This is a genomic window from Pseudomonas sp. FSL W5-0203 (assembly GCF_001896155.1).
Lineage (GTDB): Bacteria > Pseudomonadota > Gammaproteobacteria > Pseudomonadales > Pseudomonadaceae > Aquipseudomonas > Aquipseudomonas paracarnis.
This window is the reverse complement of sequence record NZ_MPOR01000001.1, coordinates 54837-78484: the sequence shown is the minus strand read 5'-3', so window position 1 is coordinate 78484 and position 23648 is coordinate 54837. Positions and strand designations below refer to the sequence as shown.

The 23648-nt window shown below is 61.0% G+C and carries 22 protein-coding genes; 6 read left to right on the top strand and 16 right to left on the bottom strand.

The window, feature by feature from the left end:
• Nucleotides 1-59 precede the first annotated feature (59 nt).
• Complete coding sequence (locus tag BOP96_RS00380; RefSeq protein ID WP_014716985.1) at nucleotides 60-842, top strand: transporter substrate-binding domain-containing protein; 783 nt, start codon at nucleotides 60-62, stop codon at nucleotides 840-842.
• A 71-nt stretch (nucleotides 843-913) separates the two neighbouring features.
• On the opposite strand, the gene BOP96_RS00375 is transcribed toward BOP96_RS00380, so the two are convergent.
• The 5 genes from BOP96_RS00375 to BOP96_RS00355 form a co-directional block, all read right to left on the bottom strand.
• Nucleotides 914-1657: a YkgJ family cysteine cluster protein gene (locus BOP96_RS00375; RefSeq protein ID WP_019816937.1), complete on the bottom strand. Its 744-nt coding sequence runs from the start codon at nucleotides 1655-1657 to the stop codon at nucleotides 914-916.
• A 108-nt stretch (nucleotides 1658-1765) separates the two neighbouring features.
• The gene (locus BOP96_RS00370) at nucleotides 1766-2248 is read right to left on the bottom strand and encodes a GNAT family N-acetyltransferase (protein ID WP_019816936.1); all 483 of its coding nucleotides are present in this window, start codon (nucleotides 2246-2248) and stop codon (nucleotides 1766-1768) included.
• Nucleotides 2249-2251: 3 nt separating this feature from the next.
• Complete coding sequence (locus tag BOP96_RS00365; RefSeq protein ID WP_014716988.1) at nucleotides 2252-3154, bottom strand: chemotaxis protein CheV; 903 nt, start codon at nucleotides 3152-3154, stop codon at nucleotides 2252-2254.
• A 135-nt stretch (nucleotides 3155-3289) separates the two neighbouring features.
• Nucleotides 3290-4264, bottom strand: coding sequence for a 2-hydroxyacid dehydrogenase (locus BOP96_RS00360; RefSeq protein ID WP_014716989.1), 975 nt, complete (start codon nucleotides 4262-4264; stop codon nucleotides 3290-3292).
• 84 nt (nucleotides 4265-4348) lie between these two features.
• Complete coding sequence (locus BOP96_RS00355; RefSeq protein WP_014716990.1) at nucleotides 4349-5317, bottom strand: LysR family transcriptional regulator; 969 nt, start codon at nucleotides 5315-5317, stop codon at nucleotides 4349-4351.
• A gap of 181 nt (nucleotides 5318-5498) precedes the next feature.
• On the opposite strand from BOP96_RS00355, the gene BOP96_RS00350 reads away from it, so the two are divergent.
• From BOP96_RS00350 to BOP96_RS00335, 4 genes are read left to right on the top strand one after another with little or no spacing between them, the layout of a single operon-like run.
• The gene (locus tag BOP96_RS00350; RefSeq protein ID WP_073451599.1) at nucleotides 5499-7010 is read left to right on the top strand and encodes an efflux transporter outer membrane subunit; all 1512 of its coding nucleotides are present in this window, start codon (nucleotides 5499-5501) and stop codon (nucleotides 7008-7010) included.
• A 10-nt stretch (nucleotides 7011-7020) separates the two neighbouring features.
• Nucleotides 7021-9198 carry an FUSC family protein gene (locus BOP96_RS00345; RefSeq protein ID WP_073451597.1) on the top strand — a complete coding sequence of 726 codons (2178 nt, stop codon included), beginning with the start codon at nucleotides 7021-7023 and terminating at the stop codon, nucleotides 9196-9198.
• A complete protein-coding gene (locus tag BOP96_RS00340) occupies nucleotides 9188-9388 on the top strand; it encodes a DUF1656 domain-containing protein (protein ID WP_003188711.1) in 201 nt (66 codons plus the stop codon). Before BOP96_RS00345 ends, BOP96_RS00340 begins: the two co-directional genes overlap by 11 nt.
• A 10-nt stretch (nucleotides 9389-9398) precedes the next feature.
• Entirely contained in the window at nucleotides 9399-10259 is an 861-nt protein-coding gene (locus BOP96_RS00335) for an efflux RND transporter periplasmic adaptor subunit (protein ID WP_060766556.1), read from the top strand.
• Nucleotides 10260-10716: 457 nt separating this feature from the next.
• On the opposite strand, the gene BOP96_RS00325 is transcribed toward BOP96_RS00335, so the two are convergent.
• The 3 genes from BOP96_RS00325 to BOP96_RS00315 form a co-directional block, all read right to left on the bottom strand.
• Entirely contained in the window at nucleotides 10717-11643 is a 927-nt protein-coding gene (locus tag BOP96_RS00325) for a hypothetical protein (RefSeq protein ID WP_060766558.1), read from the bottom strand.
• 105 nt (nucleotides 11644-11748) lie between these two features.
• Nucleotides 11749-12150 (bottom strand): nuclear transport factor 2 family protein, encoded by a 402-nt coding sequence (locus tag BOP96_RS00320; protein WP_060766559.1) that lies wholly within the window; start codon nucleotides 12148-12150, stop codon nucleotides 11749-11751.
• Nucleotides 12143-13330 carry an MFS transporter gene (locus BOP96_RS00315; RefSeq protein WP_073451594.1) on the bottom strand — a complete coding sequence of 396 codons (1188 nt, stop codon included), beginning with the start codon at nucleotides 13328-13330 and terminating at the stop codon, nucleotides 12143-12145. Before BOP96_RS00315 ends, BOP96_RS00320 begins: the two co-directional genes overlap by 8 nt.
• Nucleotides 13331-13441: 111 nt before the next feature.
• On the opposite strand from BOP96_RS00315, the gene BOP96_RS00310 reads away from it, so the two are divergent.
• Nucleotides 13442-14299 carry a LysR family transcriptional regulator gene (locus tag BOP96_RS00310; protein WP_014716996.1) on the top strand — a complete coding sequence of 286 codons (858 nt, stop codon included), beginning with the start codon at nucleotides 13442-13444 and terminating at the stop codon, nucleotides 14297-14299.
• Here the strand turns inward: BOP96_RS00310 and BOP96_RS00305 are convergent.
• The 8 genes from BOP96_RS00305 to BOP96_RS00265 form a co-directional block, all read right to left on the bottom strand.
• Nucleotides 14296-15108 carry an SDR family oxidoreductase gene (locus tag BOP96_RS00305; protein ID WP_073451592.1) on the bottom strand — a complete coding sequence of 271 codons (813 nt, stop codon included), beginning with the start codon at nucleotides 15106-15108 and terminating at the stop codon, nucleotides 14296-14298. The two genes, BOP96_RS00310 and BOP96_RS00305, sit on opposite strands and share 4 nt — an antisense overlap.
• Nucleotides 15109-15122: 14 nt before the next feature.
• On the bottom strand, nucleotides 15123-15587 hold the full coding sequence (locus BOP96_RS00300; protein ID WP_014716998.1) for a hypothetical protein: 465 nt from the start codon (nucleotides 15585-15587) through the stop codon (nucleotides 15123-15125).
• Nucleotides 15588-15860: 273 nt separating this feature from the next.
• Nucleotides 15861-17312 carry a mannose-1-phosphate guanylyltransferase/mannose-6-phosphate isomerase gene (locus tag BOP96_RS00295; RefSeq protein WP_032903349.1) on the bottom strand — a complete coding sequence of 484 codons (1452 nt, stop codon included), beginning with the start codon at nucleotides 17310-17312 and terminating at the stop codon, nucleotides 15861-15863.
• 186 nt (nucleotides 17313-17498) lie between these two features.
• Nucleotides 17499-18155 carry an alginate O-acetyltransferase AlgF gene (locus BOP96_RS00290; RefSeq protein ID WP_014717000.1) on the bottom strand — a complete coding sequence of 219 codons (657 nt, stop codon included), beginning with the start codon at nucleotides 18153-18155 and terminating at the stop codon, nucleotides 17499-17501.
• Nucleotides 18156-18171: 16 nt separating this feature from the next.
• Nucleotides 18172-19344, bottom strand: a complete 1173-nt coding sequence (locus tag BOP96_RS00285) for an alginate O-acetyltransferase (protein ID WP_038448978.1) — start codon at nucleotides 19342-19344, stop codon at nucleotides 18172-18174.
• Between the two features lie 11 nt (nucleotides 19345-19355).
• A complete protein-coding gene (locus tag BOP96_RS00280; RefSeq protein WP_014717002.1) occupies nucleotides 19356-20888 on the bottom strand; it encodes an MBOAT family O-acyltransferase in 1533 nt (510 codons plus the stop codon).
• A gap of 188 nt (nucleotides 20889-21076) precedes the next feature.
• Nucleotides 21077-22186, bottom strand: coding sequence for a mannuronate-specific alginate lyase (locus BOP96_RS00270; RefSeq protein ID WP_014717003.1), 1110 nt, complete (start codon nucleotides 22184-22186; stop codon nucleotides 21077-21079).
• Between the two features lie 8 nt (nucleotides 22187-22194).
• On the bottom strand, nucleotides 22195-23643 hold the full coding sequence (locus tag BOP96_RS00265; protein ID WP_073451724.1) for an alginate O-acetyltransferase: 1449 nt from the start codon (nucleotides 23641-23643) through the stop codon (nucleotides 22195-22197).
• Nucleotides 23644-23648 lie beyond the last annotated feature (5 nt).

Below are 23648 nucleotides of genomic sequence, written 5' to 3'. Positions count from 1 at the left end.
TCGTCCCGATGACGCTCATCGGGGCGTGGTGAGTCAGCTTTCCGGAAAAGGACATTCCCGTGGCCCTGATACACCTCTGTGCGGTGCTCGTCCTCTTGCTCTCGTCGACTGCGGTTGCCGTCGACGTGCAACCGCGGCGTGAAATCCGTTTCGCCGTTGCCGCGCATTTCCCGCCATTTCAAAGCCGCAATTCCCAAGGGCAATTGGTGGGGCTGAATATCGAACTGGGCAATGCCCTCTGCGAGCAGCTCAACGTGCGCTGTACCTGGGTTGACCAGGTCGTGATGGAAAACTTCCCGGCCCTTGAAGCCAGGCAGTTCGACGCGATCATGGGCATGGCGCCCACCTGTCGTCGGCGCAAACGGGTGAGTTTCACCGATGACCTCTACCCGATCACCACGCGGCTGGTGGCGCGTAAAACCTCAGGCCTGCGCCCTGATCGGCGCTTGCTCAAGGGCAAGCGGGTCGGGGTGTTGGTGCGCAGTAATCGTGAAGCCTACGCCCTGTCGCAGTGGGCTCCGGCGGGAGTGATCATCAGGAGTTTCTGGCTGAACGACCAACTGGTGCAGAGCCTGGTTTCGGGCGATATCGATGCGACCCTGCAAGGCGTCGTGGAGATCCGTGAAGCCCTGCTCGACACGGCCGATGGCCTGGACTTCGACTTCATGGGCCCGCCTGTGTCGTCTGGCCTGCTGGGTAATAGCGTGGCGATCGCGGTGCGAAAAACCGATACCGCGTTGCGTAATGAGCTTAATCATGCGCTTGAGCAACTGATGCAGAATGGCGAATACCAACGCATCCTCCAGCCCTATCGCCTCGGTGTATTGCCCGCCCGTCCATGAGCGCTAATGTGTGTGCAGCTTTGCACCCGAAGTTGAATTAGATACCCATACCGTCATGAAGCCGCAGCGGCTTAAGCCGCCCTCAACGAGATAAACGCATAATTGGCTGGCACCTCAGTGGCAATTTGCGCTCCGGCATCCAGCACCTGTTCGGCGACGTCCATCCCGGACACATGAAACACCCATTCATTGGTCACCGCCGGCTGTTCAACCGCCTGTTCAATGGCTTGGGCAAACGCCTGCATATCCGGCAAGTACGCGGTAAACCCGTCGCCCTTGAGCGCGGTCGTGCGGATGCCGAGCAGCGCGCACACCGCTTCTTTGGTCTGCACGTCATCACGGTCGGCCTGGCGTGAGCGGCGAATCAGTTCGGCCAGTTGTGCGTCCATCAACTCGCCACCGACGATCAGCGCGGGGCCTTGCTCCCAGGATTCGGGCGGGCAGTCCTTGGCGCTCGGGTTCAGCGGGATATGCGGGTTGATCTCCATCGGGTAGATGCGGCACACCAGCGGGCGCCGTTCGTAGATGCGGCAGCGGTTGTCTTCGTCAAGATTCCGGCAGCGTCCGGCGTTGTAGGCGGCAAAGGTAATTGCCACAAACGCCTCGGTATTGCCGCTGGGCACGACCACTGAGCGGCGCTCGGCGTGTTCCCGTTGTTGCAGGGGCAGGCCCAGGCCATTGCCAAGAAAGCCCTCGACCAGAACGATGACGTTGCCACCGTCCGCCGCCCAACTGCGGGCTTCTTCGAGGGTCAGGGGCACGTGATGGTCGCTGCAGCATTTACCGCAACCGACGCAGGAAAAGTGTGTGTTCATGGCGGATCTGTCACCAGGCAAGGTCAGAGGGCACGCTTGAGGGGTGACGGGTTTTTACCTTTATCTACCGCTCAGGGGCTCTGGAAGCAAGTTATGCGCCAGTGAGGATCAGCCCTTGGATACGATGTCGCGCAGCACAAATCGCATGCCGGCACTTTCATACAGTTGCCGGGCGCGCAGGTTGCTCTCCAGCACCTTGAGGTCCACATAGGGTTCACCGCGCTGCTTGAATACCTGGAAGCTGTGCAGCAGCAAGGCGCGGCCCAGTCCTTGGCCTTGGGCGCAGGGGTGTACGGCCAGGTTCTTGATAAAGGCGCTGGTCCAGCATTGTGCCACTGCGAGAATACCGTCGCGGTTACTCGCCACCAGACACAGCGTCGGGTCGTAGTCGGCATCGGTGACGAACTGCTGGCGCCACTCCTCCAGGTGGCCGACACGGCCGCCGCCCTGGTCCTGGGTCATGCGCAGCACGGCATGGATCGCCGGAGCTAGCTCATCGCGATAATGATCCAGCCGGGTATTCGCTGGCCACTGCGGGGCGGGCAGGCTGCCGGTGAGGTCGCGACGCAGCAACTGGTAATACTCGGCCAAGGCTTACAGCCCCTTTTGCGCCACGGTTTGCGCGGCGACCACCAGGCATTTGGTCAGCTCTGGGGATGAGAACTTGGTGAGCACCGAGTCGGCGCCGGCCAGGCGCGCTTTTTCGCTGTTCATCGCACTGTCCAGGGAGGTGTGCAACAGCACATAGAGGTCCTTGAAATCCGGGGTTTCGCGCAGGGTGCGGGTGAGGGCGTAGCCGTCCATCTCAGACATCTCGATGTCCGACACCACCACGTTGATCTGTTCAACCGTGCCTTGCAGTTCCAGCAACACGTCGATGGCTTCCTTGGCGCTGCGGGCGGTGTGGCAGGTCAGGCCGAGGTTGCGCAGGGTGTGTACCGATTGCTGCAAAGCCACCTGGCTGTCGTCCACCACCAGGATGCGGGCGTTGCCCAGCACTTCGGCTTCTTCCATGGTCAGGTCGGTCGGCGCCGCTTCAATCGGTGCCGGGGCGATGCCGTGGATGACTTTCTCGATATCCAGCACCTGCACCAGGCCACCTTCCACCTGGGTCACACCGGTGATAAACGCCCGATTGCCGCCGGAGCCGTAGGGCGGCGGGCGGATATCGGTGGTCAGGCAATGCACGATCTTGCTTACCGCCTGAACATGCAGGCCCTGCTTGGAACGGCTGACATCGGTGACGATCAGGCAGCCGCCGTCCGGGTCTTGCAAAGGCATTTCACCCAGGGCGCGGCTCAAGTCGATCACCGACAACGAAGCGCCGCGCAAGGTGGCGATGCCTTTGACGTGCGGGTGGGACTCCGGCAGCTTGGTCAATGGCGGGCAGGGGATGATCTCACTGACTTTCAACAGGTTGATGGCCATCAGCTTGCCGCTGCGCAAGGTAAAGAGCAGAAGCGAGAGTGAGTCTGCGCGGGCTTTGGTGGTGGACATAAAAACCTTCTGTGGATCAGGGATGACGATCTATAGAGAGTTATCGACTTGGCTGGCCTGGGCTTTAACCGGATTTTTGTGTCGGGCACTGTTTATGTGGGCGCTGGCAAGCCAGCTCCCACATTAAGTCCAGTATCAGCCCTTCCAGGCCTGTGGGTTCACCAGATCCTGCGGGCGTTGGCCCAGCAGGGCGCTGCGCAGGTTGTCCACGGCGCGGTTGGCCATGGCTTCGCGGGTTTCACCGGTGGCCGAACCAATATGCGGCAGGGTCACCGCATTGCTCAGCTGGAACAACGGCGATTCAGCCAGCGGTTCCTTTTCATACACATCCAGCCCGGCGCCACGAATGCGTTGGGTTTGCAGGGCTTCGACCAGCGCTGGCTCATCCACCACCGGCCCACGGGAAATATTGATCAGAATCGCGCTGGGCTTCATCAACCCCAGCTCCCGAGTGCTGATCAGGTGATGGGTCTTGTCGCTCAACGGCACCACCAGGCAGACGAAATCCGCCTCGGCCAGCAACTGCTCCAGGCTGCGAAACTGCGCGCCCAGTTCCTGCTCCAGCGCGGTCTTGCGGCTATTGCCGCTGTAAATGATCGGCATGTTGAAGCCCAGGCGCCCACGCCGGGCCACGGCCGCGCCGATATTGCCCATGCCGACAATGCCCAGGGTCTTGCCGTGCACATCGCAACCAAACAAAGGCGCGCCCACGCTGGCTTTCCATTGGCCGGCCTTGGTCCAGGCGTCCAATTCGGCCACGCGGCGGGCGCTGCTCATCAGCAACGCAAAGGCCAGGTCGGCAGTGCTCTCGGTGAGCACATCGGGGGTGTTGGTGAGCAGGATCCCGCGCTCGGTGAGGTACGGCACGTCGTAGTTGTCGTAGCCCACCGACACGCTGGACACCACCTCCAGCTTGCTTGCGCTTTCAAGCTGCTCGCGGCCCAGCTTGCGGCCCACGCCGATCAAGCCATGGGCATGGGGCAGGGCTTCGTTGAACTGTGCGTTGATGTCACCCAGCTTGGGGTTGGGCACGATCACCTCGAAATCCTGTTGCAGGCGTTCGATCATGGGCGGGGTGATACGGCTGAAGGCCAGGACAGTCTTTTTCATTGCAGAACTCCACTCAACATGTGGGAGCTGGCTTGCCTGCTCCCACAATGAATTTATAGGGGGCGGGGAAGCAGCATGCCAAAATCAGTTCGCCATCCGCACGCTACCCACACCACCGCTCAACTCATACGCCACCAACTCCGCCTGGTGCGCCGCCAGAATTTCCGGCAACGAACCGCGCAGGTATTCCACCCAGGTTTTGATCTTTGCATCCAGGTATTGGCGCGAGGGGTAGATGGCGTACAGGTTCAGCTCCTGGGAACGGTAGGTCGGCATCACTCGCACCAGCGTGCCATTGCGCAGCCCTTCGATGGCGGCATACACCGGCAGCAGGCCGACGCCCATGCCGCTGGTGATCGCGGTTTTCATCGCGTCGGCCGAGTTCACCAGGAACGGCGAGCTGTTGATCGCCACGCTTTCCTGGCCTTCAGGGCCGTTGAAGGTCCATTTGTCCAACTGGACCACTGGGCTGACCAGGCGCAGGCACGCATGGTTGAGCAAGTCCTGGGGCCGCTGTGCGCAGCCCTTGGCCTTGACGTAGTCCGGCGAGGCGCAGGCGATGCTGTAGGTGATGCCCAGGCGCTGGGACACGAAACCTGAGTCCGGCAGCTCGCTGGCCAGCACGATGGACACGTCATAGCCCTCATCGAGCAAATCCGGCACGCGGTTGGCCAGGGTCAGGTCGAAGGTCACGTCGGGATGGGTGCGGCGGTAGCGGGCAATGGCGTCAATGACGAAATGCTGGCCGATGCCGGTCATGGTGTGCACTTTCAACTGCCCGGCCGGGCGCGCGTGAGCGTCGCTGGCCTCGGCCTCGGCCTCTTCGACGTAGGCGAGGATCTGCTCGCAGCGCAGCAAATAACGTTTGCCGGCTTCGGTCAGCGCGATGCGTCGGGTGGTGCGGTTGAGCAAGCGGGTTTGCAGGTGGGCCTCAAGGTTGGAGACCGCGCGCGAGACGTTGGCCGTGGTGGTGTCCAGTTGCACGGCGGCGGCGGTGAAGCTGCCGGCTTCGGCCACACAACTGAAGGCGCGCATGTTTTGCAAAGTGTCCATGGAGTGTTCTCAAGGGAGATAGCAAATTGTGACAGAAAGTTACGCTTTCAGTGATCCCTACCAACGGATTATCGCCTGAACGGTAACAAAGATTCACAGGAATGCCAGCTTATCGTCCTCCCTGGCGCCGCCTAGAATTGCGCCACCTCTCCCGCAACACCCTCTCAGGAATTCGCTTGCCGTGCCGCGTCGCATCAGCAGAGAGCTGAAGACTCTCAGTGTTTGGGCTTTAACGTCAGTCATCAGCGGTTGCATCGGAACCGGAGGAATCGCCCCGCAAGGCAAGGCGATCAACGCCAATACCCTGGCCACCGACGCCGCGATCCAGAGCGCCGACCGCGACGCCCACTGGCCCACCGCCCAATGGTGGCAGGCCTACGGCGACCCGCAGCTCAACCGTTGGGTCGAACTCGCCACCCGCAACAGCCCCAGCCTGGCCGTGGCCGCCGCCCGCGTACGCCAAGCCCGGGCGCTGGCCGGCGTGGCCGAGTCGGCCGAGTCGCTGCAGGTCAACAGCGACACCACCCTCAAGCGTCACAACTGGCCGAAGGATCAGTTCTACGGCCCCGGCCAATTGAGCGGCGCCAACACCTGGGACAACAATTCGTCCCTGGGCCTGAGCTACGCCCTCGACCTGTGGGGCCGGGAAAGCAACACGACTGAACGTGCGGTCGACCTGGCGCACATGAGCGCCGCCGAAGCGCGTCTGGCCCAGCTCGAGCTGCAAAATAACGTGGTGCGCGCCTATATCCAGCTGTCGTTGCAGTACGCCAACCGTGACATCGCGGCCGCCACCCTGGCCCAGCAACAGCAGATCCTAGACCTGGCCAACAAACGCCTGGCCGCTGGGATCGGTACTCACTTTGACGTCAGCCAGGCCGAAACCCCGCTGCCGGAAACCCATCGCCAACTGGATGCCCTGGACGAGGAAATCGCCCTGAGCCGTAACCAACTGGCGGCGTTGGCCGGCAAAGGCCCGGGGGAGGGCGCGCAGTTGCAGCGCCCGACCCTGGCCCTCGCCGCGCCGTTGAAATTGCCCTCCAGCCTGCCCGCGCAATTGCTCGGCCAACGCCCGGACGTGGTCGCCAGTCGCTGGCAGGTAGCGGCCCAGGCACGGGGTATCGATGTGGCTCATGCAGGCTTCTACCCCAACGTCGACCTGGTCGGCAGCCTCGGCTACATGGCCACCGGCGGCGGTATGCTGGCGTTTCTGGCCGGCAAGAAATTCAACTACAACGTCGGCCCGGCGATCACCTTGCCGATCTTCGACGGCGGCCGTCTACGTGCGCAATTGGGTGAAGCCAGTGCCGGCTACGACATCGCGGTGGCCCAGTACAACCAGACCCTGGTCAATGCGCTCAAGGGCATCAGCGACCAGTTGATCCGCCGCGAATCCATGGACAAGCAATCGGTTTTTGCCGCGCAGTCGGTGGCCTCGGCGCAGAAAACCTACGACATCGCCATGATCGCCTATCAGCGTGGCCTCACTGATTACCTCAACGTGCTCAACGCCCAAACCTTGTTGTTTCGCCAGCAGCAGATCGCACAACAGGTGCAGGCAGCACGCCTCAGCGCCCATGCCGAGCTAGTGACCGCCTTGGGCGGCGGCCTCGGCGCTGGCGACGATGTGCCCACGGCTGCCAAGACACTCCCAAGCAAGACTCCGGCGGCACTCGCCGTGTTTGATCACTGAGTAGGCCTTGATGACTCCCTTGCCTGCACCGCTGCGCTGGCTGCGCTCCCTTGAGTGGCGCCGTGGTTTTTTCGACTGGGCACGCAGTGATGGCGTGACCTGGGTGTATATCTTCAAAGTGCTGGTCGCTGCGTTCCTGACGCTGTGGCTGGCGATGCGCCTGGAACTGCCGCAACCGCGCACGGCGATGATCACCGTATTTATCGTGATGCAGCCCCAGAGCGGCCAGGTGTTCGCCAAGAGTTTCTATCGCTTCCTCGGGACCTTGGCAGGCTCGGCGGTGATGGTGCTGTTGATCGCTTTGTTTGCGCAGAACACCGAACTGTTCCTGGGTGCGCTGGCGATCTGGGTGGGCATTTGCACCGCTGGCGCCACGCGCAACCGCAACTTTCGCGCCTATGGGTTCGTGCTCGCCGGCTACACCGCGGCGATGGTCGGCCTGCCGGCCCTGGCCCATCCGGACGGCGCCTTCATGGCGGCGGTGTGGCGGGTGCTGGAAATCTCCCTGGGGATACTGTGCTCGACACTGGTCAGCGCCGCCATCCTGCCGCAGACCTCCAGCGCCGCCATGCGCAACGCGCTGTACCAGCGCTTCGGTGTGTTCGCGGTGTTTGTGACCGATGGCCTGCGCGGGCGCAGCCAACGCGAAGGTTTCGAGGCCAGCAACGTGCGCTTTATTGCCGAAGCCGTGGGGTTGGAAGGCCTGCGCAGCGTCACCGTGTTCGAAGACCCGCACATGCGTCGGCGTAACGGGCGGCTCAGTCGCCTTAACAGCGAATTCATGAGCATCACCACGCGCTTCAACGCCTTGCACCAATTGCTTGAACGCTTGCGCGCCGATGAGGCCGACCATGTAGTGGCAGCGATCAAGCCCGGCCTGCAAGACCTGGCCGAAGTGCTCGACGGCTTCTCTGGCCGCGCCCTCACCAGCTTGGATGCCGCGCGCCTGGTCAACCAACTGAGCGCCTACAAGGACGGCCTGCCCGCCAAGGTGCGTAGCCTGCGGGCGAGCTTCCAGGAAGACAACCCGACGGACGCCGAGCAGTTGGATTTCCACACTGCCTACGAGCTGCTGTACCGCTTCGTCGACGACCTGCACAACTACGCGCAAACCCACGCGTCCCTGGCCGAGCATCGCCATGCGCGGGAGGATTGGCACGAAGCCTACACGCCAAAGACCAACTGGTTGGCCTGTGCCGCTGCCGGTGTGCGCGCCTCGTTTATCCTGGTTGTGCTGGGCAGTTACTGGGTGGCCACGGCCTGGCCCAGCGGCGCCACCATGACCCTGATCGCGGCGGCCACGGTGGGCCTGTCTGCTGCCACGCCCAACCCCAAGCGCATGGCGTTCCAGATGGCCTGCGGCACCTTGATCGGCGCCTTGGTCGGCTTTGTCGAAATGTTCTTCGTGTTCCCCTGGATCGACGGTTTCCCGCTGCTGTGCGTGATGCTGGCGCCGGTGATAATCTTCGGTGCCTTCCTCTCCTCCCGCCCGCAATACGCCGGTGTGGGTGTGGGCCTGTTGATCTTCTTCAGCACCGGCTCGGTGCCCGACAACCTCACGGTCTATAACCCCTACACCTTTATCAACGACTACATCGCCATGGTCATCGGCATGCTGGTATGCGCGGCGGCGGGGGCGATCATTTTGCCGCCCAACAGCCGCTGGTTGTGGCGCCGCCTGGAGCAAGACCTGCGTGAGCAGGTGGTGTATGCCATCAGCGGCAAGCTCAAGGGCCTGGCGTCGAGCTTTGAAAGCCGCACCCGCGACCTGCTGCACCAAGCGTATGGCCTCGCGGCCGGCCAGCCGCAGGTGCAACGCGATTTGCTGCGCTGGATGTTCGTGGTGCTGGAGGTCGGCCACGCGATCATCGAACTGCGCAAGGAGCAGGCGATTTTGCCGGTGCACCCGGCGTATGCCGAGTCGCAGCCGTGGCGCCAGGCGATCCGCGTGATGGGGCGCTCGCTGGTGCGGCTGTTCCTGCAACCCAGCGCCAGCAACTTGGAGCGCGGGTTGATTGCCGTCGACCATGCGATCAGCCGCGTGCAGGCCACCGACGAACCCTTCGCCCCGCACTTCGACACCTCGGCTCTGCGCCGGGTGAAGAGCTACCTGCACTTTATTCGCACCTCGTTGCTCGACCCGCAATCGCCTCTGGCCGCCCTCAAAGGAGCCCCGAATGCCTCGTGAAATTGCATTCCACGGCATCTATATGCCGACCATGACCCTGATGTTCTTGATCGCAGCGGGGCTGGCCTGGGCGGTTGACCGCTTCCTGGCCGGGTTCGACCTGTACCGTTTCTTCTGGCACCCGGCGCTGCTGCGCCTGAGCCTGTTCGCTTGCCTGTTCGGCGCCCTGGCGCTGAGCGTCTACCGTTGAGAATGCCCCGATGAAAAAGTTTTTCAGCCTGCTCGCCACCTTGCTGGTGCTGGCGTTGGCGATCTGGATTGGCCGCACGTTGTGGGTGCACTACATGCAAACGCCGTGGACCCGCGATGGTCGCGTGCGCGCCGACATTATCAATGTGGCGGCTGACGTTACCGGCGAAGTGGTGGACGTGCCGGTACGCGATAACCAGTTGGTGAAAAAAGGCGACCTGCTGATGCAGATCGACCCCGAGCACTACCGCATTGCCGTCAAGCAAGCGCAATCGCTGGTGGCCTCCCGCAAGGCCACTTGGGAAATGCGCAAGGTCAACGCGCACCGCCGCGCCGACCTGGACGCGCTAGTGATCTCCAGGGAAAACCGCGACGACGCCAGCAACATCGCCGACTCGGCCCTGGCCGATTATCAGCACGCCCTGGCGCAACTGGAGGCCGCTGAACTCAACTTGAAACGTACCCGTGTGCTGGCGGCGGTGGACGGCTACGTCACCAACCTCAACGTGCACCGTGGCGACTATGCGCGTATCGGCGAAGCGAAAATGGCCGTGGTGGATATGAACTCGTTCTGGGTCTATGGCTTCTTCGAAGAAACCAAACTGCCCCACGTGAGGGTGGGCGACAAAGCCGATATGCAGCTGATGAGCGGCGAGACCTTGAAGGGCCATGTGGAAAGCATCTCCCGTGGCATCTACGACCGCGACAACCCCGAGAGCCGTGAACTGATCGCCGATGTGAACCCGACCTTCAACTGGGTGCGCCTGGCTCAGCGCGTGCCGGTGCGGATTCACATTGATGAAGTGCCGGAAGGCGTGTTGTTGGCGGCAGGGATTACCTGCACGGTGATTGTGAACTCGGCGCCAAACTGAACAGTGGGACTAAGGGAATGGCGCGTTTGCCCTGATTTTGCGCCGACGCTTTACCCTCAATATGCTGGTGTATCGGCGATGATTCTTCGAATTTAGGATCAGGATGTAGAGCAGGGATGTGATCAGAGGGGATAAGTTGAGCAGTGTCGCTGGGTGACTAGCTAGGTAGCTTATCGCGAGCAGGATATTCACGATGGCGATAGGTATGAGTATTCGAGGCGCATGCCTGAATCCTTCACACAACATCACCTGGCCTACGAAAAAAATCAGACAAAGTGCCATACCGGTTCCGAACGAAAACTCAGTCGGTAGATGATTGGCTTTTGCGTAGTACGACAGGCTGAGTGCCATGTTTATAGCAATATTGTTCAGGCCAAGCAGCAGAGCGCTACCGAATGACGGTAAGAATCGATAGGCGTAACGGCGCCAAATTCGATATTCACGGAAGGGATCGACGCTATAAGTCATATTCTGAGAGTTCTTCATACAGGGCGATGATTATGTGGTTTATGTTTCCGAAAAAGGTGCTGCTGCCAATGGCCAAGGTAGCTCCCACTTGGTCTTTTATTTGAGTGAGAATGCCCAAACGCAATTGCGGGTTGGTGTAGCGTTTGGGTAATTGTCCGGAGAGTTGTTTGAGGTGAATTATTTCGCGAGGATGGCGAGGGTTTTGCAGTCGTAGAACTTCGGCTGTTAACTTTGCACGTTCTTGGCGGCTCATGTGTCTCAATATGTCTGTCAAATTACGCCCGGTCGAATGTTTGATGGCCATTACTGTTCTGACTGTAGCGAACGTGGTTGTACCTGCGCCGACCAATGAAATTGTATCCAAGGCAACGGTCATTGCCTGGTACCAGCTTAGGCTGTCGTAGTAGTCATTCTTTGCGGGGTTGATTAATTCGTTGGTGGTTCTCCATGAACTATTTGCACACTGCAAGGCGCTGGCACCCGTAGCGCTGTAAGCAATGTAGGTCACGGTTAGACTGGTACCACCACTGAATGGCGCTGCCGCGATTCCCGTTTTCGCAATGATGAAGCCAACCACTGCCCCTGCGCAGGAAGTCGCCAGCCCCGATGCTTCCCGCCATAGCTGAGATTCACGAGGCGAGTTCGCCGTCAATTCTGCATAGTCGTCGGCAGTCATCACTGGCTCCGCTATCTCCCGCAGAATCACCCGCTTGGGCTTGATACTGCACAGCGGTACAAACTCACGCAGCACTGTTACCTGATAATCACTGCCGATATGCACTACGCCGGCTCCGACGATGGCCGGGTCGGCGTCGATGGTTCGATAGAGTTTGGGCAGATCCAGCCGACTGATCAGTCGCTGGCGAGTCGTGGTGTGCGCATCCGGCACACCGCTTCTCAGGAAATCGCTGGGCATCCTTTCACCTGTGCTTAAGCAGAGGTGAAAGAGCCTGGGGATAGCTTCCTTGTAATGATGTCAGGCCGTTCGCTGTTTGTTGTAGGAAGCGGCTGGGCGGTTATCTCATGGTGCTACAAAAGTCTCGTGCAAGTGCCGCCACAACAACGCACCACTGGCCTGCTTTTCGAACACCACGGTAGCGCGGCGGTCGGTCTGAGTGCCGCTGTCGTCAATCTGATGCTCACGATACGTGACCGTGGCGCAGCGTGAGTGGCGGTCGATGCCGGTCATTTCACTCAAGGTGATTTTCAACCCCGGACGCATCCCGCCCAGGCGCGTAAACAACGCATTGACCCCGGCCCTGTTGACCCGCGTACCGGTGGCGGGCGCGATCATGCTGAACTCGGGTGAGAAGCGCGCGAGCAGATTTTCCAGCGTGCCCTGAGGCGCAACCCCGGCAAACCATTGCTCGATCTCGACGTGGGTCTGGATCACTTCTTCAAAAAAATCGCTGTAGTCAATCATGCTTGGGCTCGCTGCAAGGGTGAAGCAGCGTGCGTACTCTGGAAGCATCCAGGCGCAACACTGCGAAAAGCGGCAACAGGGTCAGAGCTGCCGCCATCGTGAAGGTTATGGCGAAGGAATCCAAGGCCGACAGTATTGCACTGAGCACGGCGGCGCCGACGCAGAAGCTTACTTGACGGTTCATGTTCCACAACGCACTGGCGTGGCCCATGCGCTCGGCGGGAATATCCAGAAAGGCCAGAGTTTGCGCAGTGCTGCTGCACAGGCTGCCGCCCAGGCCCATCAAGACGTAGGCCGCAATAATCAGCGCGGGCTCGTTGAGCAACAGGATGCCAGCGCATTGCAGCGCCATGCCCGCCAGCAACAAGGGTTTGGGGCCGCAGCGTTTGAAGAGTTTTTTGCTCAGGTAGATTGCCACTGCCGAGGCCAGCGCCCAGGGCAACATCAGCGCGCCGGTTTGGGTGGCGTCATAGCCCAAGCTGCGCACATAAAGGATGGCGATCAGACTGGTGCCGATAAACACCCCGGGTATGCACAGGTAGACGAGCATCGCCACGCGCAGCATCGGACTGGCAACCTGTTTGAAAATGCTGCTCAGGTCCAGAGGTGGGCGCACGCGGGTGGGCGCGTCGGGTTTTATCCACAACAAGGCCAGCAGCAGGGTCACCAAGGCCAGTGGCAAGTTGGCGTAGAAGATCCAGCGCCATGCCACAGTGTCGACAATCACCCCACCCAATGCTGGCGATAGTGCCGGCACCAGCAACGCCACCGACATCACCCGCGCCGTCAGCTGGCTGCGCTCGGCGGCGGGGAAGTGCCGGTAAGCCATGGCCTGGCCCACGGGAATCAGCAAACCGCCACCGAGCCCTTGCACTGCGCGCCAGCCTATCAACGCCTCAATGGAGCCGGCCTGGCCCACCATCACCGAGGCGCCGGCGAACAGCAGCAGGCTGGAAGCGATCAGGGTGCGCTCGCCCATGAGCGCCGCCAACCACACACTCAAGGGGATGATCACTGTCAGCCCGAGCATGTAGGCATTACTGATCCACGCCAACTGTGTGACCGAGGCGTGCAGCTCGCGGGCGATATCCGGGTAGGCGACGGTGGCAACAAACATGTTCACCAGGTCCAGGGCAAAACCCAATAAAAAGATCCAGGCGACTTTCGAGCGGTAGGTCATGAACGCGTTCCTGCAAGTGAAGCCGGCAGGGTAGGCTGCAAGCAGGGTTTGGGATACGTCGGTTTGCCTGCTAGTTTGTCAAAAATATTTTGACAAAGGAGGGCGTCCATCATGGTCAGCCTGGACCGTTTTGACACTTTCAAGGCTGTGGTCGAGGCCGGCTCGCTCACTGCTGCCGCGGACCTGCTGGGCCAGACTCGCGCCGTGGTCAGCTTCAACCTCAAGCGCCTGGAGGCGGAACTCGGCGTCACCCTGCTGACCCGCAACACCCGCCAACTGGCGCTCACCGATGCCGGCGAACGCTTTTACCTGCGCTGCACGCGCATGCTCGAAGAGGCCCGCCTGGCGGTAGAAGAAGCCCGCAGTGAGCATGCTCAGCTCAAGGGCACGCTGCGCATCACCACCACTGTCGAATATGCCCTGGCCGTCGTTGCTCCGGCGGTAGAAGCCTTTCGACGCCTGCACCCGGACCTGAATATCCACTTATCCACATCCTCCACCCACGCCGATCTGATCTCCGAGCGTTTTGATGTGGCGATTCGGCTGGGGCGCTTGCTGGACTCCAATCATCGGGCGGTGCAGTTGTCGACGTTCGATGTGTTTGCTGTTGCGGCACCGCAGTTTGCCGGGCTTCAGACCCTGGAAGAGCTGGAGCAGATCCCCCGGTTGGGCCATGGCCGCTTGACCGAACTGAGCGTCACCGACCCAGCGGGCATTCAACATCAATACCGTGCCGGGCCTGCTGCGTTGGTGGCTGATAGTGCGGCAGTGCTCCAGGCATTTGCTGTGCGCGGTCACGGTGTGGCGATTCTGCCGCAATGGCTGGTGCAGGAAGACTTGGAGGCCGGACGGCTGGTGCGTGTGCTGGCGGATCATCGCTTCGCCCCCCAAGGGGTCTACGCGATGTACCCGGATACCCGGCACCTGCCGCTGAAGGTGCGGGCGTTTATTGATTTTATGAAGGGCTAGAGGCTGCCACTCAAACCAAAGCGCTTCTTCAACACCATCTCCAACAACCCCTTGGGCAATAGCGCCGCCATCAACGGCAACGCGCGGCTGCCGTTGCCCGAACGCAACAGGCGCGGCGGTTGCGCTTGCTGCACCGCCTTGAGCACCTTTGCAGCAAACTCACTGGCTGGGGTTGGCTTGTCCTGGGACGCTTGGCTACGTGCCCGAATGCCCTCGCGCAATGGCCACCATGGCGACTGTTCGTGGATCAGCAATTCGGCTTGGGCGCCGGCATTCTTTGCAAAGCTTGTATTGATCGCACCAGGCTGCACTTCCATCACCTGCACGCCAAACGGTGCCAGCTCCATGCGCAGGGCGTCGCTTAACGCATGCACAGCGGCTTTGGACGCGCAGTAGGCGCCGGCAAACGGCGTCACCAATACGCCGGAAACGCTGCCGATATTCACCACCAGGCCCTTGTTGCGGCGCAGGGCGGGAAACAACGCCTGGGTCACGCCGACGATGGAAAACACATTGGTTTCGAATTGGCGTTGCATCGCCTCGGTACCGCCGTCGAGCAATGGGCCCATGGCGCCGTAGCCAGCGTTGTTGATCAGCACATCCAACTCGCCCCACTGCTCGGACAAGCGTTGCAGGGCGGCGCTGTCGTTGACGTCCAGTTGTAGGGCATTAAAGCCTGCGGCGGTAAGCGCGGCGACATCATCGGGTTGGCGGGCGCAGGCCCATACCTCGAAGCCTGCGGCTTTGAACGCCTCGGCAAGGGCGCGGCCGATGCCGCTGGAACAACCGGTGATCAGTACGTTGGGCATGCATCATTCCTTTGTCAGTCCGAGAAACTGCCTTGCAGGTGCTCGGCGCGAAATTCCAGGGTTTGTGGGCGATAGCCGGGACGCAGCGGCGGGGTGGGCAGGCAGTCATCCCAGGTGGCGCCCGCCTGCAACTCGCCGGGGCCGCGATAGCGTGGGGCGGCGTAGACATTGTCGGCCAGGTTGACCGTATCGCCCGGTGCATAGGCGGCGACGCGCCAGCGCAGTTCGGTCAGTGGCACGTCGTTGCCGTTGTTCAGGGTCAGTTTTAAAGGACGGTCGGCCGGGCATTCCTGTGGGGCGTAAGTAATGCGCAGCTCAAGGCGAGCCAATTGCGCGGCTTCGCGGTTGTCCAGCCATACCACCCAGACGGCGACGAAACCCAAGCCAACGGCAGCGGCCAACGATACCGGCAGCGCCTTGGCCGGGTAGCGCAGCAGCAGGATCAGCCAGGTGATGATCAGGAGAACGCCGAAGAACATGGAGACCACCTCGAATAGGGAACCAGCATCCTAACTTAAGCTTAGGTGGGATTGGTTACCTTGAGCATTGTGTTGGCCGGGCAGACGCCATCGCAGGCAAGCCAGCTCCCACATTCGACCGCATTCCAAAGTGGGTGCGCGGTCAACTGTGGGAGCTGGCTTGCCTGCGATGAGGCCTGTACAGTCACCACAAACCCCAAGAAAAAGCCCCCACCCAACCCACTGCGGATAGGGGACGCAATGGGCTGGGCGAGGGCTTCTTGTACGACTGTTTTACTGCGCGATAGTTTTCACCGATACACCACGTTCAACCGGTGTCGAGCGACCATAGATATCTTCGAAGCGCTCGATATCGTCTTCACCCAGATAGCTGCCCGATTGCACTTCGATGATCTCCAACGGGATCTTGCCCGGGTTGCGCAGGCGGTGCACCGAGGCGATCGGGATGTAGGTGGACTGGTTTTCGCAGAGCAGGAACACGTTGTCGTCACAGGTGACTTCGGCGGTGCCGCTGACCACGATCCAGTGTTCGGCGCGGTGGTGGTGCATCTGCAGCGACAGGCACGCGCCCGGCTTGACCGAGATGTGCTTGACCTGGAAACGCCCGCCCATGTCCACCGAGTCGTAGGAACCCCACGGACGATAGACTTCGCAGTGGTTCTGGGTCTCGCTGCGGCCTTGCTCGTTGAGGGTGTTGACCATCTGCTTGACGCCCTGGACCTTGTCCTTGTGGGCAATCATCATCGCGTCTTTGGTTTCCACCACCACGATGTTGTCCAGGCCGATCACCGACACGAGTTTGCCGTTGCCATGCACCATGCAGTTGCGGCTGTCCTGGATCACCACGTCGCCTTTGCTCACGTTGCCGTTGGCGTCTTTATCGTTGACCGCCCACAGCGAGGCCCAGCAACCCACATCGCTCCAGCCAGCGGCCAAGGGCACGACGCAGGCGCGTTGGGTTTTTTCCATCACGGCGTAGTCGATGGAATTGTCCGGGCAGCAGGCGAAGGTGGCGTCGTCGAAGGTCACGGTATCGGCGGTCTGCTCGCTGCGCTCCAGGGTCAGCACGCAGGTGTCGTAGATGTCCGGGTCATGCTTTTTCAGCTCTTCGAGGAAGCGGCTGGCACGGAACAGGAACATGCCGCTGTTCCAGAAGTAGCCACCGCTTTTGACGAACTCGACCGCACGTTTTTCATCGGGTTTTTCCACGAACTGTTGCACGCGGCTCACGCCTTCAGGCAGCAGCGAATCGTTGGTGGACTTGATGTAGCCGTAGCCGGTCTCCGGGCGGGTGGCCGGCACGCCGAACAGTACCATCTCGCCCCGCTCGGCGGCCACGGTGGCCAGGGCCAGTGCGCGTTGCAGGGCTTTCTGGTCGTCGATCACGTGGTCGGCGGGCAGTACCAGCATCAAATCGTCACGGCCTTCGTTGACCAGCATCATCGCGGTCAGGGCCACGGCCGGCGCAGTGTTGCGGCCGAAGGGTTCCATCAGGATGCGCTGGCAGTCGAGCTTGCGTGCGCTCAGTTGCTCGTTGACGATGAAACGGTGATCTTTGTTGCAGACCACGATGGGGGCGTCCATGCCTTCGAACACCAGGCGCTCCAGGGTTTGCTGGAACAAGGTGTGCTCGCCGGTCAGTGCCAGGAACTGCTTGGGGAATTGTTTACGCGAAAGCGGCCAAAGACGTGAGCCGCTACCACCGGAAAGGATTACTGGGATCATGGTGTTTCTCCTTGAATCGATATGGGTCAGAGCTACGAAGGTTTGTCGTTTCACTCTTGTTTTTGTCTCGGTCCTGAGTTGAGCCCCGGTCAGTGTGGGAGCTGGCTTGCCTGCGATGGCGCCTACAAGACCGCCATCGCAGGCAAGCCAGCTCCCACAAGGGGGCGTGTCAACTCAGGGAAATAATCAGCGGGTCGACACTGGGCGTTTCACCCACACTGGCGACAGGCTCGAACCTGAACCGGTGACGTACAACACCGCCGCTTCACCGCGTTCCAACGCAACCGGCTTCACATCGCCGACTTTCTTGTCACCGTCATACAGCGCCAGGCTTACCTTCACCGGGTTGATCTCACGCTCGCCACGGCCCTTGGCAGCCACCGACTTGACCACATCGGTCTTGCCGTCGGCGGTCTTCAAGGTCAGGGCCTTGTCGCTGAGGTTCTGCACGCGCACCAGGGATTTCTGCTTGTTCTTGAACGGTGGCTCTTCGATCAACTGCGGCTGGCCGCTGCCGCTGTTGACCAGGGTGTAGTAGTGGTCGGCGGCCAGCTTGACCGGCAGGGTCTGGCTGCCGACCTTGGCGCTGTAGTCACCGCCCGGCATGAAGCTGAAGTCGCTGCTGGCCAGTGGCGCAACGTCGCTGAGGTTGGTGCTGCCGACGGTGGCGCTGACTTCCTGGTTGCTGGCGTTGTAGATACGCACAAAGCTGGAGCCTTTTGGTGCAGTCGGGCCGTATAGGGCGGCGTCACCGGCAGCGAAGGCCGACAGGGATACGACGCTCAGGCCTGCTGCGATAGCCAGGGTTTTAGCGAGACGACGAGGAGTAGTAGTGAAAGTCATGTGAGTTACCTCTCTTTCAGTTTTGCGCCCGGTCGGGCGTCTCGGATTTAGGTGTGTTGATTGCCATGTTCTGTTGGCGCGAACCGGCTTGTTTAAGCTGCGCAACCCAGGCTGGGTCGGCATCACCGATTTCGTTGTTGATAGGCAGATAACGTTCAGGAAACTCCCAGATCAGCACCTGAGGCGGGCTGTTCTTGAAGTCGTCACTTTTGAGGTAGCTGAGCATCGGCAGGATCGGGCCGTGGCCATCTTCGGCGTAGCTGACCACGTCGCTGTGCAAGGCTTGTTTGAGCGCACCCACGAAGTTCCAGTTGGGGTTGGCGCTGTAGCTGGTGCCCACCAGGGCCACCGGGGTTTCGCTGTCGCTGAACAGCGCGTCATCACCTTTCTCTTCGGCCAGGTGGGTGACGCGTTTTTCCAGCGGCTCTTTAGGTGGCATCAGGTTTTCGAACAGCGGGTCCAGGGGCAGGAACAAACGCAAGTCACCTTTATGTGGCTCGGTTTTCTCAGCCTCGGTGACAAAACGCTGCGGCTCGCCGCTCAGTGGGGTCTTTTCGGCAATCGCCTTGGCCAATTGCTTGGCGGCGACTTCGGCACCGTCCGGTGTCCAGTGAGTATCGGTGCGCAGGAACACCTGCTTGCCGGCGAGCTTGGCCTGTTGCAGCGGGCCGAGCAGATCTGGAGCTGGAATGTTGTCCGCCGCCACTCGGGCATGGAAGTCCTGGTACAGGTTGGCGTGCACGCTGGCCGGTTTCACTTCACCCAAATGCTCCGGATACAGGCGTACCTTGGCCGGCACAATCGCCATCACCAGTTGTATACCCTGAGCCTTGAGCTTCTGGCGCACGCCTTCGACCAGCGCGTAGTTGCCTTGCAGGTTCTGGTCTTCGTTGACGGCGGGGTTGAATTCCTCGTCGCTGTACAGCCAGTGATCGCGGCCCAGCACCACGCCAGGGCGGCCTTCATTGAACAGCTTGTAGTCCAGCGCCGCCCACAGGTTGGTGCCCAGGCGCTTGATCGGGAACTCGTCGTCGTAGTGGGTCTCGACGGCTTTGGTCCAGCGACCGTTGAGCACGGTGGCATCGGCGTTGGTGCTGAAGCCAAAGAAGCTGCGCAGCGACCAGGCGCCAAGTGCCAGCAACAGCACCAGGAACAGGCTTATGTAGAGGACGCGTAATGAACGGGTCATGGTCGGCTCCCTCAGAATTGGAAGTAAAGGAACGGCGAGAAACTCTGCGCCGACAGTTTCAGGATCGACGCCACGAACAGCAGCAGCACCGCCGCGCGCATGGCGTAGCGTGGCCAGTCAGCGGTCCAGTAGGCCGGTTGCACGGCAGCGTCACGGCCCACGCTGAAACCGGGCTCGTGGATGCTGCCAGGGTTGTCGCCCGGTACGGCCTTGATCAGGCTCGGGTCGGCTGGCTTGGCCTTGTCGGCAGGGCGGTTGGTGTAGAAGTCGCGCAGGCCGAAGAACGCCAGCGTTGCATAGGCCACCACCAGGGTTGCCACTTGCAGGCCGGTAAGGTTGGCGCGGTTGAGTTCCGACAGTGACCACTCGCCAAAGCTGAACATCGCACCGTACATACGCCCGGCAACGTGCAGGTTTTCGGCGCGGAAGATCACCCAGCCCATTACCACCAGCAGGAAGGTAAAGGCCCAGCGCAGCACATTGAAACTGCGCGGTGCGGTGTTCAGCCCGATGGCTTTTTCAATCGCCAGCCACATGCCGTGCCAGGCGCCCCACACGATGTAGGTGATGTTCGCGCCGTGCCACAGGCCACCGAGCAGCATGGTCAGGAACAGGTTGCGGTAAGTGGTCAGGGTGCCTTTGCGGTTGCCGCCCAGGGTGATGTACAAGTAGTCACGCAGCCAGGTGGACAGGCTGATGTGCCAGCGCCGCCAGAACTCGGTGATCGACTGGCTGATGTAGGGCTGCTTGAAGTTTTCCATGAAGCGAAAACCCATCATCAAGCCCAAGCCAATGGCCATGTCGCTGTAGCCGGAGAAGTCGAAGTACAGCTGCGCGGTATAGGCCAGCGCGCCGAGCCAGGCATCGCCTGTAGTGGGGTTTTGCAGGGCGAAGCAATGGTCGGCCACCACCGCCAGGGTGTCAGCAATAAAGACCTTCTTGATGAAACCCTGCATGAACCGCGTGCAGCCCTCGGAGAATTTATCCAGGGTGTGGGTGCGGTTGTTGAACTGATCGGCCAGGTCGCGAAAGCGCAGCACGGGACCGGCGATCAGGTGCGGGAAAATCGCCACGAACGCCGCAAAGTCGATGAGGTTGCGGGTCGCCGGGGTGTCGCCACGGTACACGTCGATGATGTAGCTGATGGACTCGAAGATGTAGAACGAGATCCCGATCGGCAACAGCACGTGAGTGAGGATGAACGGCTCCAGGCCTGCCGACTTCATCATTACATTGATGCTGTCGACGCCGAAGTTGGCGTACTTGAAGTAGCCGAGGATGCACAGGTCGACCGCCACCCCGAGCAACAGCCAGCGCTGCGCTGGCTTGGTGCGTACACCGGCGGCACCGACCTTGAGGCCGATCCAGTAATTCCACAGGGTCACTGCGGCGAACAGCGCCAGGAAGTCCACTCGCCACCAGGCGTAGAACACGTAGCTGGCAATCAGCAGCAGCAGATTGCGATAGCGTTGCCCGCTCAAATAGTACAAGCCGAGGAAGATCGGCAAGAACAGAAACAGGAACACATTGGACGAGAAAACCATCCCGATCTCTCCATGTTTAACCAACAGTCAAGGGCCAGAGCCCCCCCAAACCCCCCACGATGTCGGGGGAGGTTGTGATCGTTCCCACGCTCTGCGTGGGAATGCCTCTTGTGGCGCTCTGCGCCACGCTTTGGGACGCACAGCGTCCCGTGCTGCATTCCCACGCAGAGCGTGGGAACGATCAGCGACTAGCTGCCTTTGTTGCCTTTTTCATGCGCCGGGTCGTAGACCTTGGTCAGGTCACCGCCCAGGCGGAAGGTCTTGAACGGTTGCATGCCATGCTTGCGTTCGATCACATCCGGTGCGCAGGTGTAGAGGGTGCAGAAGGGCTCAAGCCAGGCAAATTTCATGTCTTCCTTGAGGTCCTTCATGTCCTGCTCTTTGCCGTTCTTCTGCTCGAAGATGTCCGGGTCTTTCACCCCGGCCAGCACCTTGTCGCCCAGGCGCTTGAGCGCGCTGTTGTTTTCCTGGCGCAGGTCCACGCCGTTGACCAGCGCAAAACTGGCGATCATCGACAGCGGCGGCAGCGCGTAGTTGTGGTACGACAGGGCGCGTTGCTGGCGCTTCAATTCGTTCGGCAGGAAACCCTGGTCATCGACCTGGTTCACGCCGACCTTGTATTCCTTCACCGCCCAGTCAAACAGGTCGCGGCGGTTGGTAGCGATGGACGTTGCCATCACCGACCAGGCGGCCCAGTACGAGTGGTTGTTAGTTTTTTCCAGGGGCAGGTTGTCCCAGTCGCTCACCACCTGGTCGGCCAGCTTGTTGAACCAGGCTTCGATCTGCTGGGCTTCCTGCGGGTGCTTGGCCAGTGGCTGCGACTCGGAGAACTTCAGGCGCACATAGGCCGAGGCCATGCTGCCCAGCGCCCATTTGCGCATGGACTTGCCGGTGTGATTGAAGTCCTTGGACATCAACGCATCGGCCTTGGCCCATGACACCAGCCAGTTCAGGGTGCATTCGAGCTGCTGTGGACGGCCGTCGCGCATGAACTGCATCACCCGTTTGCTGGTGTCTTTTTCCAGCTTGGTGATGTCGGCGGTGCTGTCGCGAAAGGCTTTTTCCGACTGCACATTCAGGGTCGAACGGGCCTTGTCGGAACCTTCGTACTTGCTGCGAAACTGCAACGGCCCGGTGTAGGGCGTTGGCATGCTGTCGCAATCATTCTTGAAATCGCCGGTCTTGAACGCTTCGATCGGTGCGAAATAGCCCTGGGGTGGACGCAGTGGCGCCGCTGCATTGACGGAACCTGCGAACATGGCCAGGCCCAGCAGGCCAGGGAGCAATAACTTTTGCATAAGTAACCTCACTTCCCGAGTTGGGCGGTCTGCTGACCACCGCTTGGGAATACGTTGCGTGTGCAAATTTTCGCTTCAACCTTCTGCGCCGCAGCGCCCGCTTCGGGGCCCTGCACTTCCACGGCCAGCAAGTTCTGCGAGGCCCAGTCTTCATCGGTGCGCAGTTCAAAGGCGAAACGCCCGTCTGTATCGGATGTTTCGGGTTTCTCGATCTTGATGTCCTCGTGGCGCCCGTTCATGTACCAGAGGGTGGCTTGCAAGGTTTTCACCGACGGATCGGCGAAGCGGATATCGACCTGATGGTTGGCGTTGCGCAGGTCTTTGTTCGCGCTGTTGACCATCAGTTCGTTTTTGCCCGGTTTGAGCGTGGTGCTGGCCGACATCTGCGCGGTCTTGCCTTCGCAACCGTTGTCCAGCAGCGCCATCATCTGGCGGTAGATGGTTTCCTGGTCGAGACGGTACAGCGGCGAGAATTCCCAGATCAGGATCTTCGGTGGGCTCTTCTGGAATTCATCGCTGCCCAGGTACTGCAGCATCGAGCCTTCCAGGCCACCGCCGGGGAAGGCGACGTTGAGGATGTCGGCCCCGATTTCCTCTTCCAGGAAACCGGCGAAGTTGTAGTTCTTGCCACTGTGGCTGGTGCCCACCAGCGTGATCTGCGGGTCGCCCGAATCGCCGAACAGGTCGCCGTCACCGGCTTCGCCCTTGGGCTCGGTGGTGAACTGGTCCATGTACTGGATCGCATAGCTGGTGCCACACAGTTGCCCGGCCATGTTGTGCAGGGTGCCGGTCTTGCCCATGCGGCCCGAGCGCTTGGTCTCGAACTCACGCTTGGGAATCTCGGCATATTCCGGCATCTGCTTGACCTTGGCCGCGACGATTTTCGCGGTGCGCTGGGCGCCGTACGGAGTCCAATGCTGGTCGCCACGGAAGTAGAAATCGTGGGCTGGCAATTCATCCGGCAGTTGTTCGTTGGTCAGCGGCGACAGGTCTGGTACCACGTAGCCCATCTTGGCGAAGCGGCCGAGCATGGTTTTGTAGTTGCCTAGGGCTTTGTCGAAGTCGAACGAGGCTTTCTCCGCCGGGTTGAGCTTGTTGCGGTTCACCAGGCCACGGGTCGGCTGGTAGACCACCACCAGTTCCACGCCCTTGCTCTTGAACGCATCGTGCAACTGCTGCATGCGCTTGTAGCCGGCCGGGGTGGTGTCGAACTCGGTGCGCAGGTCTTCCTGGGTACGGAACAGCCAGTCGCCCTGGGCTTGCACCAGGGTGGTGAAGTTCTGCTGGTAGCGCGTGGTGTAGTTTTTCGCGTCATGGGCGGCCGGGCACAGGCTGCAGCAGGGTTCAGCGGTGAAGGTAGGAGCTTTGACTTCATCGGCGCGTACGCCCTGGCTGGCCGCCAGCAGGCCGAGGGTCAGACCCGAGAGGCTCAGCAGTTTGATCATGTGTGGGTGCATAAGGG